11 protein-coding genes are annotated in these 13,442 nt (G+C 69.8%); 8 read left to right on the top strand and 3 right to left on the bottom strand.

Going from position 1 to position 13,442, the window contains the following annotated elements; genetic code table 11:
- Positions 1 to 15: 15 nt before the first annotated feature.
- Positions 16 to 1,305, top strand: coding sequence for an aspartate aminotransferase family protein (locus tag Rhe02_RS01350; RefSeq protein WP_203906121.1), 1,290 nt, complete (start codon positions 16 to 18; stop codon positions 1,303 to 1,305).
- Here the strand turns inward: Rhe02_RS01350 and Rhe02_RS01345 are convergent.
- On the bottom strand, positions 1,302 to 2,009 hold the full coding sequence (locus Rhe02_RS01345; RefSeq protein ID WP_239123190.1) for a TioE family transcriptional regulator: 708 nt from the start codon (positions 2,007 to 2,009) through the stop codon (positions 1,302 to 1,304). The genes Rhe02_RS01350 and Rhe02_RS01345 overlap by 4 nt on opposite strands.
- A gap of 58 nt (positions 2,010 to 2,067) precedes the next feature.
- Between Rhe02_RS01345 and Rhe02_RS01340 the strand changes: the two genes are divergently transcribed.
- On the top strand, positions 2,068 to 3,279 hold the full coding sequence (locus Rhe02_RS01340; protein WP_203906119.1) for an erythromycin esterase family protein: 1,212 nt from the start codon (positions 2,068 to 2,070) through the stop codon (positions 3,277 to 3,279).
- Here Rhe02_RS01340 and Rhe02_RS01335 read toward each other — a convergent pair.
- Positions 3,263 to 4,903: a SigE family RNA polymerase sigma factor gene (locus Rhe02_RS01335; protein ID WP_239123188.1), complete on the bottom strand. Its 1,641-nt coding sequence runs from the start codon at positions 4,901 to 4,903 to the stop codon at positions 3,263 to 3,265. The two genes, Rhe02_RS01340 and Rhe02_RS01335, sit on opposite strands and share 17 nt — an antisense overlap.
- A gap of 195 nt (positions 4,904 to 5,098) precedes the next feature.
- On the opposite strand from Rhe02_RS01335, the gene Rhe02_RS01330 reads away from it, so the two are divergent.
- Positions 5,099 to 8,041 (top strand): AfsR/SARP family transcriptional regulator, encoded by a 2,943-nt coding sequence (locus Rhe02_RS01330; protein ID WP_203906118.1) that lies wholly within the window; start codon positions 5,099 to 5,101, stop codon positions 8,039 to 8,041.
- Here Rhe02_RS01330 and Rhe02_RS01325 read toward each other — a convergent pair.
- Positions 8,038 to 8,925, bottom strand: a complete 888-nt coding sequence (locus tag Rhe02_RS01325; RefSeq protein ID WP_203906117.1) for a hypothetical protein — start codon at positions 8,923 to 8,925, stop codon at positions 8,038 to 8,040. The genes Rhe02_RS01330 and Rhe02_RS01325 overlap by 4 nt on opposite strands.
- A 96-nt stretch (positions 8,926 to 9,021) precedes the next feature.
- Here Rhe02_RS01325 and Rhe02_RS01320 point away from each other — a divergent pair, with 96 nt between their 5' ends.
- The 5 genes from Rhe02_RS01320 to Rhe02_RS01300 all read left to right on the top strand — a co-directional run bounded on the left by Rhe02_RS01320 (position 9,022) and on the right by Rhe02_RS01300 (position 13,424).
- Positions 9,022 to 10,011: a zinc-dependent alcohol dehydrogenase gene (locus Rhe02_RS01320; RefSeq protein ID WP_239123186.1), complete on the top strand. Its 990-nt coding sequence runs from the start codon at positions 9,022 to 9,024 to the stop codon at positions 10,009 to 10,011.
- Between the two features lie 101 nt (positions 10,012 to 10,112).
- Positions 10,113 to 11,168, top strand: a complete 1,056-nt coding sequence (locus Rhe02_RS01315; RefSeq protein WP_203906116.1) for a hypothetical protein — start codon at positions 10,113 to 10,115, stop codon at positions 11,166 to 11,168.
- 161 nt (positions 11,169 to 11,329) lie between these two features.
- A complete protein-coding gene (locus tag Rhe02_RS01310; RefSeq protein WP_239123179.1) occupies positions 11,330 to 12,322 on the top strand; it encodes a LamG domain-containing protein in 993 nt (330 codons plus the stop codon).
- A complete protein-coding gene (locus tag Rhe02_RS49560) occupies positions 12,319 to 13,188 on the top strand; it encodes an HAD domain-containing protein (RefSeq protein WP_239123176.1) in 870 nt (289 codons plus the stop codon). The genes Rhe02_RS01310 and Rhe02_RS49560 overlap by 4 nt, the downstream gene beginning before the upstream one ends.
- 77 nt (positions 13,189 to 13,265) lie before the next feature.
- Positions 13,266 to 13,424 (top strand): hypothetical protein, encoded by a 159-nt coding sequence (locus tag Rhe02_RS01300; RefSeq protein WP_203906115.1) that lies wholly within the window; start codon positions 13,266 to 13,268, stop codon positions 13,422 to 13,424.
- Positions 13,425 to 13,442: the final 18 nt, after the last annotated feature.

Genomic DNA, 13,442 nt, shown 5'->3' with positions numbered 1-13,442 from the left:
GCCTACGGTCGATCCATGACGCAGTTCTGGTCCGATGCAGACCGACACCTCATCCGGTACGGCGGCCCGTTCACGCCCGAGATCATCGAGCGGGCCGAGGGCAGCTTCGTGTACACCTCGGACGGGCGGCGAATCCTCGACTTCACCTCGGGACAGATGAGCGCGATCCTCGGCCACTGTCATCCCGCCATCGTGGAGACGGTGCGCCGGCAGATCGGCACCCTCGACCATCTGTTCAGCGGCATGCTTTCGCGCCCGGTGGTGGACCTGGCGCGTCGTCTTGCCGCTTCCCTGCCCGAGCCGCTGGAGAAGGTGATGCTGCTGAGCACCGGCGCGGAGTCCAATGAGGCGGCCATCCGCATGGCCAAGCTCGTCACCGGCAGGCACGAGATAGTCGCCTTCGCCCGGTCGTGGCACGGCATGACCCACGCCGCGGCGGCTGCCACCTATAGCGCCGGGCATAAGGGGTACGGGCCGTCCGCGCCCGGCAACATCGCGATCCCGGTGCCGAACCCGTACCGGCCGGACTTCATCACGCCCGAAGGTGAACTGGACTGGCGTCGCCAGCTCGATTTCGCCTTCGCCATGGTCGATGCCCAGTCGACGGGCAGCCTCGCCGCCTGCATCGTGGAGCCGATCCTCAGCTCCGGCGGCGTCATCGAGCCGCCGCTGGGCTACTTCGCGGCGCTGGCCGCCAAGTGCCGGGAACGCGGCATGCTGCTCATCGTCGACGAGGCGCAGACCGGGTTGTGCCGCACCGGCACCTGGTATGCGTTCGAGCGCGACGGCATCGTGCCCGACATCCTCACCCTGTCCAAGACGCTCGGGGCCGGGCTGCCGCTGGCCGCCATAGTCACCAGCGCCGCGATCGAGCAGGAAGCCCACGAGAAGGGTTACCTGTTCTACACAACGCACGTGTCTGACCCATTGGTCGCGGCCGTCGGCAACACCGTGCTCGACGTGCTCGAAGCGCAGAAGATGGATCAGCGCGCACGGGACCTCGGCGACTTCCTCAACGCCGGTCTGCGCAAGCTGATGGACCGCCACGAGGTGATCGGCGACGTCCGCGGGCGCGGCCTCATGCAGGGCGTCGAGCTGGTGGCTGACCGGAACACCAAGGAAAGCGACGACGTCCTCGGCAAGAAGGTCACCCAGCGCTGCCTCGAGCTCGGCCTGCACCTCAACGTGGTCCAGCTGCCCGCGATGGGTGGCACGTTCCGGATCGCCCCGCCGCTGACCGCCACGCGTGAGGAGCTCGAGCTGGGTCTGTCCATTTTGGACCAAGCGCTCACCGAGGTGGCTTAGGTTTGCCCGAGGTAGGCGTCCAATGCGGCCGCACCGGTGAGCATGTCGCGTCCCTTGGCGGACAGGCGGGCGTGCCAGTCGCGCAGCATCGACGCGAGCGGCGCGATGCCTCCCGCGGAGCGGACCTGGGCGATCAGCGGGGCGATCTGCTCCAGCCGGTAGCCGCCCCGTCTGAGCTGGTGGACGAGCATGGCTTCGCGCACATCGGCCGGGCGGTAGACCCGGTAGCCCGTATGCGGGTCGCGGGGTGGCTCGACCAGGCCGGCGCGTTCCCACTTGCGCAGGGTGGCCGGGCGGATGCCGAGCCTTCTGGCCAAGGGCCCGACGAAGGTGTCGCCGCCCTTTGCTGGCAAGGGATTGAGGTCGCGAAGCGCGCCTTCCACGGCTTGCAGGGTGCGGCGATCCTCGAGCAGCTGGGCGTGACTTTCGTCGATGAGCCGCAGCGCGTCCTCGGTCTCGCCGCGATGGATCGCCTGCATGATCGCCGTGGCCGTCTGGTGGCCGTGGCCGGGGACGAGGGCGAGGAACGCGTGCAGGGCTTGCGCATGAAGCGGTGTATAGGTGCGGTAGCCGTGCGGGGTGCGGTCGGCGGCGAGGAGGATCCCGGCCGCCTCGTAGTTCCTGATCGCCTGCGTGGACAGGCCGTGGGCGCGGGCCAGGTCAACCGGCCTGAGTTGCCCGCTGGTTTGAAGGTTTCGTGCCACATCTCTGCTGGTTTCGCTCAGAAGTTTCAACCGAAGGTTCAACGATACCGTTGAGGATATGACTGCTGCTATCAAAGACGCCGCCCACACCGTCGACGCTTCCGCCGTCATGGGTTTGCTGCCGGCCCGGCCGCGGCTGCTCGCCGTGGGCGAGCCGACCCATGGCGAAGATGTTCTGCTCAACCTGCGAAACGCTCTCTTCCGCCAGCTCGTCGAGCAGGAGGGCTACCGGACCATCGCCATCGAGAGCGACTGCATGATGGGCTTGGTGGTGGACAGCTACGTCACCTCGGGCACGGGCGTCTTCGACGAGGCCATGGAAAGTGGCTTCAGCCACGGGTGGGGCGTGTTCGAGGGCAATCGGGAGCTGGTGCGCTGGATGCGCCGGTACAACGAGGGCCGGGCCGCGTCGGAGCAACTGCGCTTCGCCGGATTCGACGGCCCGCTGGAGATGGCCTTCGCCGCGAGCCCTCGGCAGGCTCTCACCGCGCTGCACGCCTACCTCACCTCATGGATTGACGCAGATCTCCTTCCCTGTACCGGGGAAACGCTCGACCGCCTGCTAGGTGCCGATGACCGGTGGACCAATCCGGCTGCGATGCGGGATCCCTCCCAGTCCGCGGGGCGCACGCCCGAGGCCGAACGGCTGCGGCTGCTCGCCGACGACCTGGTGGCCGTGCTCGACATGCATACGCCACACCTGATCGCGGCGTCCGGCCAGGACGGCCTGGACCGGGCCCGCCTGTACGGGCGCACGGCCACCGGCGTGCTGCGGTACCACTTCTGGATGGCCGACACCTCACCGAGCCGCCTGACCTGGCTGTGCGCGCTGCGCGACTCGATGATGGCCGCCAACCTGCTCGCCCTCGCGCAGCGCGGCCCGGTGCTGGCGAACGCCCACAACGGCCATCTGCAGCGCGACAAGAGCAGCATGCAGATGGGCGGCCAGCCGCTGCACTGGTGGAGCGCCGGGGCGATCGTCAGCGCTCAGCTCGGCGCGCAATATGCCTTCCTGCCCACGGCCGTCGGCACGATCCGCCACCACGGCGTGGACATCCCAGCCGAGGACACCATCGAAGGAATGCTCTACGCGCTTCCGGAGGACAGCTACCTCGTCGACACCCATCGGCTGGCCGCCATCCTCGGCGACCTGACACCGGCCGCGCGGGTGTCTCCGTGGTACGGCTACGCCCCGCTGGATCCGGCCCAGACGGCCAGCCACGATGGGATCTTGTTCGTCAAGGACTCCCGGGTCACTTCAGGCGGGTGAGGCTGGCCCCGTCGAAGCGGAACTCGAGGTTGTTGCTGCCGCCGCCAACGGCCAGATCCACGATGCTGACCCGGATCAGCCGGTCGTCCACGGAAGCGAGGCGCATGTTCGATTGGTTGGAGTTCTGATAGAACACCACCGGTATGCCGTGCTCGGCGATGGCGATCGCCGCCACGGCCTGCCAGCCGCCGTCGACGAGGTCGAGGATCACGAGTGAGTGCTCGTCGGGGACACCGGCGCTGCGGCAGCTGACCGTGGTCACCAGATATGGCCTGCCATAACGCCCCAGCTGTAGAAAGCGCGGGCCACCTGGGGCGGCCGCGCCGAACGGCGAGGTCGACCCGGGGCCCAATTCCCAGATCTGGGGGCCGTTTTTGGCGAGGCGGTCGGGGCCGAAGGTGAGTGCGGCCGGGGCGGGCCGGCCCGCGCACGGTTTCAGCGAGCCGGTGGCATCACTGAAATCGATGGTCCGGCCCGATGGTTTGGGCAGCAGCTGCGGGTACCGGCGGTAGGCGTCGACATTGACGAAGTCGTGTCCGTCCCAGCGCCAGCCGCGTACCCGGCCGAACATCTCCGGCTCCGCGCCGGGCCGCGGCTCGGCGTAGAGGACGCCGTCGGCGATCCAGCGTTCCATCACCGTCAAGCCGAAAGGTGGTATCCAGCCGAGGGTGTGCAGGGTGCCATCGGGTCGACGCTGGATCGCGACGAGGTCGTGCGGGGTCCCCGCCGTGGGGGCGGCGCATTCCGCCCGCAGGACCGCATCCTCCTCGCCGTCGCCGTCGAGGTCGCCGTAAGCGATGTAGTCGGGCGCCACCAGTAATGCGGTCGGGCTGGCAGAGCTCTGGCTGAGCGAAACCACGCCGCTCGGGCACGCGGGCTTGGCGGCGTCGACGTCGATGGTGGCGTTGACCCAGTCCACCTTGCGGATCAGTCCCGTTGGGGCGCTTGGGGTTGGGGTGGGAGTGGGGGTCGGTACCACCGTCGGCATGCTCCGATTCGGCCCCAGCACCTGCCACGCCACCGCCCCGAGCACCACCAGGGCGACCACGACGGCAGCGGTGACCACGGCACGGGTCTTGTGCTGGGCCGCCCGGCGTTGCAGCGAATCGGTGGGCGGCACGGTGACGTTCTGGCGGATCTGCTCGGCCAGCTCGCGGGCAAGCATGCTGCGGCTGCGGTGCAGCCACGACTTGACGGTGCCGACCGGCGCGCCCACCTGCTGGGCCACCTCGGCCAGCGGCACGTCCATCATGTAGTGCAGCACCACCGCCTCGCGCTGGCGCTCGGGCAGCTTACGCAGCGCGGCCACCACCGCCACGTGATCCTCATCCACCGGCGCAACGGTTCCGGGGCGCTGACGGCCCAGATAGGCGGCGGCCACCTTGAGTCTGCGCCAACGCGACATGGCCAGGTTGCAGGCGATGCGCCGCACCCAGGCGGCCGGGTCGTCATAGGCCGACACCGAGCGCCAGCGCAGCCACGCCCGCAGGAAGGCCTCCTGGGTGATGTCCTGCGCCTCGGCGAGGTCGGCGGTGTGGCCGTAGGTGGCCACCACCGTGTCGCCGAAGTAGGCATGGTAGAAGCCGTCGAAGTCGTCTGCGGCAAGCGTCGTCACGCGGTCCACACGCGCTGCTCCCTCACCCGGTTGCGTCGGGTTTCGATTATCCGAAACCGGCGAAGACCCGTCGCCGGCGAGGGTGGACATCGGCATTGACAGATTCACATTGACGGTTGGAATTCATCTGGTTGGCCGTTGAAACGCGGCTGGACGCATGCCAGCATTGACCGGGCAAGTCAGCATGACTTGGGGGTATATGGCGTGCTTGTCGTCAACGTGCTCGGGCCTACCCGCGTCGTGCGTGACGGCGAGCTGCTCGACCTCGGCCCAGCGGGTCGACGGGCCGTGTTCGGCCTGCTCGCCCTGGCCCACGGCCAGCCGCTGGCCCGCCGGGAGCTGGTTGACGCGCTGTGGGGCGAAAACCCGCCGGCCACGTCGGTCAACATCATCCAGACCCATGTGAAACATCTGCGCCAGTTGCTTGAGCCGACCCGCCCGGCCCGCACGCCAAGCGTGCAGCTGCCCAGCGTCGGCGATGGCTACGCGCTGCGCCTGCCCGCGGGCGCGGTGGACCTGGACAGGTTCCGCCAGCTGGTCGCCCAGGCGGCCGAGGCCGAGCGGCAGGGCAACCTGACCCAAGCCGCCCAGCTGCTCGGCAAAGCGTTCGGGCTGTGGCAAGGTCTGGCGCTGGCCGACATTCCCGTGCTCGCCAACCATCCCCGGGTCCTCGGCCTCAATGGGGAAAGGCGAGCGGCCCTGGCCCGCTACGCCGAGGCGATGACCGCGACCGGGCAGGCGGCACAGGTGCTGCCGGTGCTGGCCGAGGAGGCGGCGGCGCACCCGCTCAACGAGGCGGCGCAAGCGTTGCTCGTGCGCGCCTACGTCGCGGCCGGTCACCGCGACCGCGCGTTCACCATCTACGACGCGGCGCGCCGCCGGCTGGCCGATGAGCTGGGGGTGGGCCCAGGCCCGGACCTGACCGCCGCCTACCTGGACCTGATCGAGGAGATGCCCGCGCCCGCCGCGAACTCACCGTCGGTGGTGAACCAGCTTCCCGGCGATGTATTCGGCTTCACCGGCCGCCGCACGGAATTCGCCATCCTCGACGCGCTGGTGGCCGCCGGCGAGCAGACCGCGATGCGGATAGCGGTCATCTGCGGCACGGCAGGGGTGGGCAAGACGGCGCTGGCCGTGCGCTGGGCGCACCGGGTGCGCGGGCTGTTCCCGGACGGCCAGATCCACGTCGACCTGCGCGGCTACGACCCGCAGCGGCCGGTGTCCGCGGGCGAGGCGCTGGCCCGTCTGCTTGAGGCGCTCGGAGTGTCCGCTGTGGACATTCCGCTCGACCTCGACCGGCGCGCTGCCCGGTACAGGGCCGCCGTCGCCGACCTGCGGCTGCTGGTCGTGCTCGACAACGCCTCGTCCGCCGACCAGATCCGGCCGCTGCTGCCCGGGACCCCGACCTGCCTGACGCTGATCACCAGCCGCAACAGCATGGCCGGGCTGGTCGCCCTGCACGGCGCCCGGCGCCTCGACGTCGACCTGCTCCCGGCCGACGATGCCACCGGGCTGCTGCACACCCTGATCGGTGAGCGGGTGGCCCGGGACCCGGCCGCCGCGATCGACCTCGCCGAGCAGTGCGCTCGGCTGCCGCTGGCGCTGCGGGTCGCGGCCGAGCTGGCCGCCGCCCGGCCCGCGTCGCCGCTGGCCGACCTGACCCGCGAGCTGGCGGATCGGCAGCGCCGGCTGCGGTTGCTCGATCCCGGTGACGACGTCCGCGCGGCGGTGCGCACCGTCTTCTCCTGGTCGTACCAGCACCTGCGTCCCGAAGCTGCGCTGGCGTTTCGAAGGCTCGGGCTGCACCCGGGCCCCGATGTCGACGCGTGCTCGATGGCCGTGCTCACCGGGGCCGGGCTGGACGCCGCCCGCGAGGCATTGGACACGTTGGCCCGCAACCATTTGGTGCAGCCCGCCCCGGGCGAGCGGTTCACCGTGCACGACCTGCTGCGGGCCTACGCGGCCGACCTGGCGGGCGAGCACGATCCGCCCGAGGAGCGATCGGCCGCCGTCAACCGGCTCTTCGACCACTACCTGGGCATCGCGTCGGCCACCATGGACACGCTGTTCCCGGCCGACCGGCCGTACCGGCCGCGGGTCGAGCTGGCCACGACGCCGGCCGCCCCGGTCACCGGCGCCGCCTCGGCGCGGGCGTGGCTCAGCGCCGAAAGGCCGACCCTTGTCGCGCTTTGCCTTTACGCGGTCGAGAACGACCGGCCCGGGTTCGCCGCGGATCTGGCGGCCACGCTTTACCGGTACCTGGAAAGCGGTCATTACACCGATGCGCTGACCGTTCACTCCGCCGCGCTGCGGGCGGCCGGCCTGACCGGCAACGACGCGATGCAGGCCCATGCGCTGACCAACCTCGGCGCCGTGCACCGGTTGCTGGGCGATTACGGCCCGGCGGCCGGGCACCTGCGGCACGCCATCGAGCTGCACCGGCGCACAGGCGACCGGTACGGCGCAGCGCGAGCGATGACCAACCTCGGCATCGTCGAGGAGCGGCTGGGCCAGTACCAGACCGCGGTGGCCCACCACCACGAGGCGCTAGCCGCGCACCGGGCGCTGGGCAACCGGTACGGGGAGGCCGCCGCCCTGCTCAACCTGGGCGCGGCACTGAGCAACGCCAGCACGGCATCGACCCAGCGCAGCCAGTCGCAGGCGGCCGAACATCTCGCAAGCGCCCTGGAACTGTTCCGGGGCTTGGGAGATCGGGTGGGCGAAGCGAGCGCCCTGTCCAACCTCGGCGACGTCTGCGTGAACCTCGGCCGGTACACCGACGCGATCGGTTACCTCATCGAAGCCCGCGACCTGTTCCACGCCATCAACCACCGCTACGGCGAGGCCGCCGCGCTCAGCAACCTGGGCCGGGTCTATGCCCAGCTCGGCGAGGGCGATCGGGCGGTGGAGCAGCTGCGCACCGCGTTGGAGATCTTCCGCCGGATCGGTCACCGCTACGGCGAGGCCAGCGCCCTCAACGGGTTGGGGGAGACCCTGCGCCTGGCCGGGCGGGAGGCCGAGGCGCTGGAGGCGCACACCGCCGCCTTCGAGATCGCCACCGGCACCGGGGATCACGACGAGAGCAGCCGCGCCGGGCTCGGCATGCAGCGCATCCGGCAGGGCGCGGTCAAGACGCCCGCGGGCTAGCCGCGCTGCAGCCGATAGTGCAGTTTCACCGCCGGGATGGTCCACAGCTTGAGGGAATGGTCGGCCCGAACGTCGCCGTCGCGGTCCACATACAGATGAAACACCTCGTTGAGCGGGATGCGCCGCACGCTGATGGTTTCGTCGTAGCGTTCCAGCACGAGGTAGGCGCCGTTGTCGCCGAACTTTCCCAGCGGCGAGCGCAGGTAGAAACTGCCGTCCGGCCCGGCCGAGGGCGCGAGAAAGATCTGAATCGAGCCCAGCGGAAGCGGGAAGACCACGCGCACGCTGGGCTGGTTGCTGGCCGGGAGCGACTGGACGCCGTACAGGCCGCTGTAGGTCACCGTTCCCGTTTTGACCATGTTGCGCAGCCACGCCGCCCCGGCCACGCCGCCGGCCGCGTCATGGATGTGCACCACCTCGCTGGACATGCCGTGCGAGACGTCCAGCGGGTGCATCGGCAAGCAGGCCTGCTGCAGGCGCTCACTGAGCATGGCGGTGATCAGCCGCCCGAACGGCCACGCCACCGCGGACCACTCGGACCACAGGTCCAGCTTCCAGCGGGCGGCATGCTCGTAGAAGTCGGCGATCCGCGGGTCCACATCGGAGGGATCGAAGACGTCGCCCGCCAGCGCTGCGAAGGAGGCGAGCAGCCCGTGGTCGGGCCCGGTGCTGGTGCTCCCGCCAAGGTCGGTGGCTGTTCGCTCGACCCAGTCGTGGCCGACGACATCGCGGCCGGCGCTGGGGCCGATGAGCCACGGGTGGTCTGCTCGCACAAGCCGGCGGCTGGACACCCGCATCAGAGCGCGGCCCAGCATGTCCACCGGGTGACGGCACAGGACCGGATGGGTCAGGGCCGGTGGGCGCATCTGGTGGGCGAGGGTCATCGGCAGAAGGTACACCACCTGGCCCTGGGCCGTGACCCCCCGGCGCAGGAACCGTTGCCGCGCTTGATGTTCTCCCCGGCCGGTACGCTCGTGCGCATGCTGGTGGCGAGACTGCACGGGGCGAGGGATCTGCGGCTGGGCGACGAAGCCATGCCGGTGGCGACGGCCGGCCAGAGCCTGGTCAGGGTGACGGCGGTGGGGGTGTGCGGATCCGACCTGCACTGGTACGCCGACGGCGGGATCGGTGAGGCAAAGCTCGGCGAGCGGCCGCTGGTGATCGGACACGAGTTCGCGGGCGTCATCGAGGGTGGGCCGCGCCATGGCGAGCGGGTCGCGGTGGACCCCAACATCGCGTGTGAGGCGTGCGCGCTTTGCTGGCAGGGCAACCCGAACCTGTGCCCGCAGGTCGAGTTCGCCGGGAACCTGACCTGCGACGGCGGGCTGCGCGAGTACGTGGTATGGCCCACCGCGCTGCTGGTGCCGCTGCCGGACGCAGTGTCCGATGTGGACGGAGCGCTGCTGGAGCCGCTGGGGGTGGCCGTTCACGCGCTGGATCTGGGCCGGCTGCGGATAGGAGGGTCGGCGGCGGTCATCGGCTGCGGGCCGATCGGGCTGATGCTGATCCAGGCCCTGCGCTCAGCCGGGGCGGCGTTCATCGTGGCCGCCGATCCGTTGCCGCACAGGCGAACCGCCGCACAGCAAGCGGGCGCCGACGAGGTGTGGGACCCCGCGGTCTGGCGGGGCGAGACCGGCGGGCTCGGCGTCGACGTCGCGTTCGAGGTGGGCGGCACGGACGCGGCGGTCGAGCTGGCGCTGCGCGCCGCCCGGCCCGGGGCGCGGGTGGTGCTGGTCGGCATTCCGGGCGATGACCGCACCGCGTTCCCGGCCGGCCTGGCCCGGCGCAAGGGGCTGACGCTGGTGATGTCACGGCGGATGAAGGACGTTTACCCGCGCACGGTGTCCATGGTCGTGCGGGGAGCGGTGGACCTGGCGAGCCTGGTCACCGACAGGTTCGCACTCGGCGAGGCCCCGGCGGCGTTCGAGGCGGCGCTGTCGCGGAGCGGGCTCAAGACGATGATCTGCTGAGCCCGTGTTGGCTCCAAACCGGCACATCAGGGCATCGCGGGGCGGGACATTTCGCCTAAGATAGTGGCAGGAATCGATCTCTTTGCGGAGGGGACGCCGCCATGACTACCACCGAGGTACGCCAAAAACCGCCTGCAGTGAGCCAATCCCAGGTGGCCACGCAACGCGAAGACCTCATCGGAGCGCTCTTCGGCCTCGCCCTTGTCGGCGGGGTGCTCTCCGATGCGTGGGCGCACGTCAACGTGCTATCCACCTTGGAGAGCTTCTTCACTCCATGGCATGCCCTGCTCTACGGCGGGTTCGCCGGGACGGCCGCCTGGACGTGGTGGCTCGCGTTCCGCCATCGCCGCCGCGACCAGCGGTGGTGGGCCAACGCGTGGCCGGCCGGGTATGCGATCGGTGCCATCGGTTCGCTCATCTTCCTGGTGGGCGGTGCCGCAGACATGTTCTGGCACCAGATCTTCGGGATAGAGACCAGTCTCAGGATCACGATGAGCCCCAGCCACATGATGCTCGCCGCGGGTGGTGCGCTGCTGCTCACCAGCCAGATGCGTTCGTGGTGGGTCTCGGGCGAGGGCGGCCTGCGCGCGGTGACCGGCGTGCTGTCCGCGGCCCTGGGCACGATGATGGGCACCATCCTCATCATCGGCATGACGGGCGCCAACACGATCGCGCCGACCCGTGAATACGTAGTGGCGGCAGCGGGCTCGGCTTCGACCTCGAGCGGTGCCGCCCAAGGCATTCAAGCCTATTTGCTGGGTACGGTGGTCATCCTCGTCCCGGTCATGCTGATGTTGCGCCGCCGGGCCACCCCGGTGCTCGCCACCGGCGTCGCCGGGGTGATCGGCGTGTTCCTCATGGTCGAGCACCAGTTCCCGATGCCGCTGAGCGGCGCGCTCATCGGCATGATCGCCGGTGCCGCGCTGGCCGACGCCGTCGTCTACCGCCTCGACCGGCAGCGCGGCGTGGATGCCCCGATGCGGCTGCCGATCGCCGGCGCCATCATCGCCGGGGCGCTGTGGGCAGGGCACCTCATCGGCCTGCAGCTGGCCGCCGGTATCCGCTGGCCGGTCGAGCTTTGGGTGGGCGTGGTGGTGCTCACCGCGGTCCTTGGCGCTGTGCTCGGGACCCTCAGCCGCGGTCCCAGTCGATCATGATTTCGGGGCGGTGATTGCCGCCGGACGCTCGACCGGTCGTCGGATGGGCATCGCCGTGATACCCGCTACGCTGCGTTCGGGAAGAGGGCTCGGTCACGTCAAGCCGGGCCTTTCTTCATTGGCATTGCGGGTGTTCATGTCGCAGGAGAGGAGCGGGGCCCGTGTCAAGGCACCGGCAGAACGAGGATGAGCAGACGATGCTGCTGCCGCAGACGGTGGAGCAGCACGCCGCAAGCGACCGCGCGGTCCGCCGCCGGCCGCCACGGCGTCTGATCGTCCTCGCTGTCGTCGGCGTGCTGCTGGTGGGCGGCGGCGTCACGGCGTGGGTCCTGTCCGAGCCGTCCGATCTCAATCAGCTGCTGCCACCGGTGACGACGAGCACCTCCGGCAAGAACAACGCTGCCGTGGAAGGCCTCGGCGAGGCGTCGCCCGCCGTGTCGCCGTCGGTGCCGTCCTCGCCGGTGAAGCCGCGTGTCTCGCCGAGCACGCTGCAGCCCACGACGTCGCCGCCCACCACCGAGGTACTGGTCCTGCCACTGCTGGCGCACTACCCGTTCAATGAGGCCGCCGGGGCCTCGGCCGCGGACGCGACGGGCGGCGGCAAAACGGCCACCGTCGCCGGTCCGGCGGCGTTCGTGCCCGGGAAGCTGGGCAACGCGATCGACTTGAACGGCGCCGGACAGTATGTGTCGCTTCCCGCAGGGATCTTCCGGACCACACCGGAGTTCACCTTCGCGGCGTGGGTGCGCCTGGACACGATCAGCACCTGGTCGCGCTTGTTCGACTTCGGCACCGGGACCACGGTCAACATGTTCCTGACCCCGCGCAGCGACGCGGGCACCATCCGCTTCGCCATCACCACCGGCGGCAGCGGCAAACAGGAGCGGATCAATGCCCCCGCCCCGCTGCCGGTGGGAACGTGGACCCATGTGGCGGTAACGCTTTCCGGCGGCGTGGGCATCCTCTACCTCAACCGGGTCGAGGTAGCCCGCACCTCGGGCATGACGCTGACCCCGGCGTCGCTGGGAAACACCACCCAGACGTGGATCGGCCGGTCAGAGTACCAAGCAGATCCTTATCTGGACGGCGCAATAGACGACCTGCGCTTCTACAGCCGCGCCCTCACCCCCACCGAGCTCGCCACCCTCCCGTGACTCTGACCTTTTCTTACGTCGGTCCCACCGATCTGTTGTCGCTACCCGTTCAGGGCAGCGTGATCGCGAGCCGTGAGGATTTCGAAACCTGGGTATCCAGAGTCGATACCCGTGAGCTGTTCACCTACATCGTCGACGTGTCGGGGCGGCTTCGGCTGGCTCCCCGGCAAAGCGAGCATGTTGCCTGTGCAGGAGGCGAAGACGTGCTTGGCGCGGGGGAGATCGCCTTCGATGATTCGACCGTGTCCTATGTGAGCAACCAGTCCACCGGTTACTGCCCTTCGCTGGCCAGCTGGCCAGCGGTCCAAGCCGCGTTTGACCGGCTCGGGCTGACCCACCCGGCCGGTTTCACGGTCGAGTTCGTCTTTCGCCGGTGCGGGGTGTGCGGCGAACTGACCGTGGTGAAGGAGTCCGACTTCGTCTGCGGCTTCTGTGATGCGGATCTGGACTGTCCGGTGACCTTCCTCGATGTGGACGGGACCTTGCTGCGCTACGGCCACGAACCTGCGGAGATCTCGCCGGACATCGCCTCGTTCCTGTCGTCTTTGCCCGGCCATCTGGTGTGGGCGACCGCGTGGCTGGAGGACGCCAACGACGCGATATCCCCAGTGCTAGGTCTGCCGCGGCTGCCGGTGGTGGCCTGGCATGACGTGCCCGAGGACGGGCTGCACTGGAAGACCCGCGACATTGTGGCGTGGGCGGCCGGGCGCGCCTTTGTCTGGATCGACGATGAGCTGACCGATGTGGACCGGGACTGGGTAGGCGCATTTCATCCCGGCCCCGCGCTGCTGCACCGGGTGGACTCCGCAGTCGGGCTGACCCGCGATGACGCCGAGATCATCGAGTCGTGGCTGACCACGCGGTGAGGGGCGCTGTTGCTGGTGGTTTTGGCTCAGGCTGAAACGCCGTGCCCGGCGGCTGCGCCGCGCTCACAATTTCTCCCATGACGTTTTCCCTCATTGGACGGCTTGCGCTGGCCACGGTGTCGATGCTGGCCCTGGCCGTGAACGCCGACAACGGATGCCACCTGGATCCCAACGGCTGCCCCGGCCACGTGGTGGTCGCGGGCGACGGCGGGCCGGGCATGGATCCAAACGGATAACCAAGCCACGGGTCGCCG

This window comes from Rhizocola hellebori (assembly GCF_016862955.1).
Lineage (GTDB): Bacteria > Actinomycetota > Actinomycetes > Mycobacteriales > Micromonosporaceae > Rhizocola > Rhizocola hellebori.
This window is presented reverse-complemented; position numbering and strand designations above follow the sequence as displayed.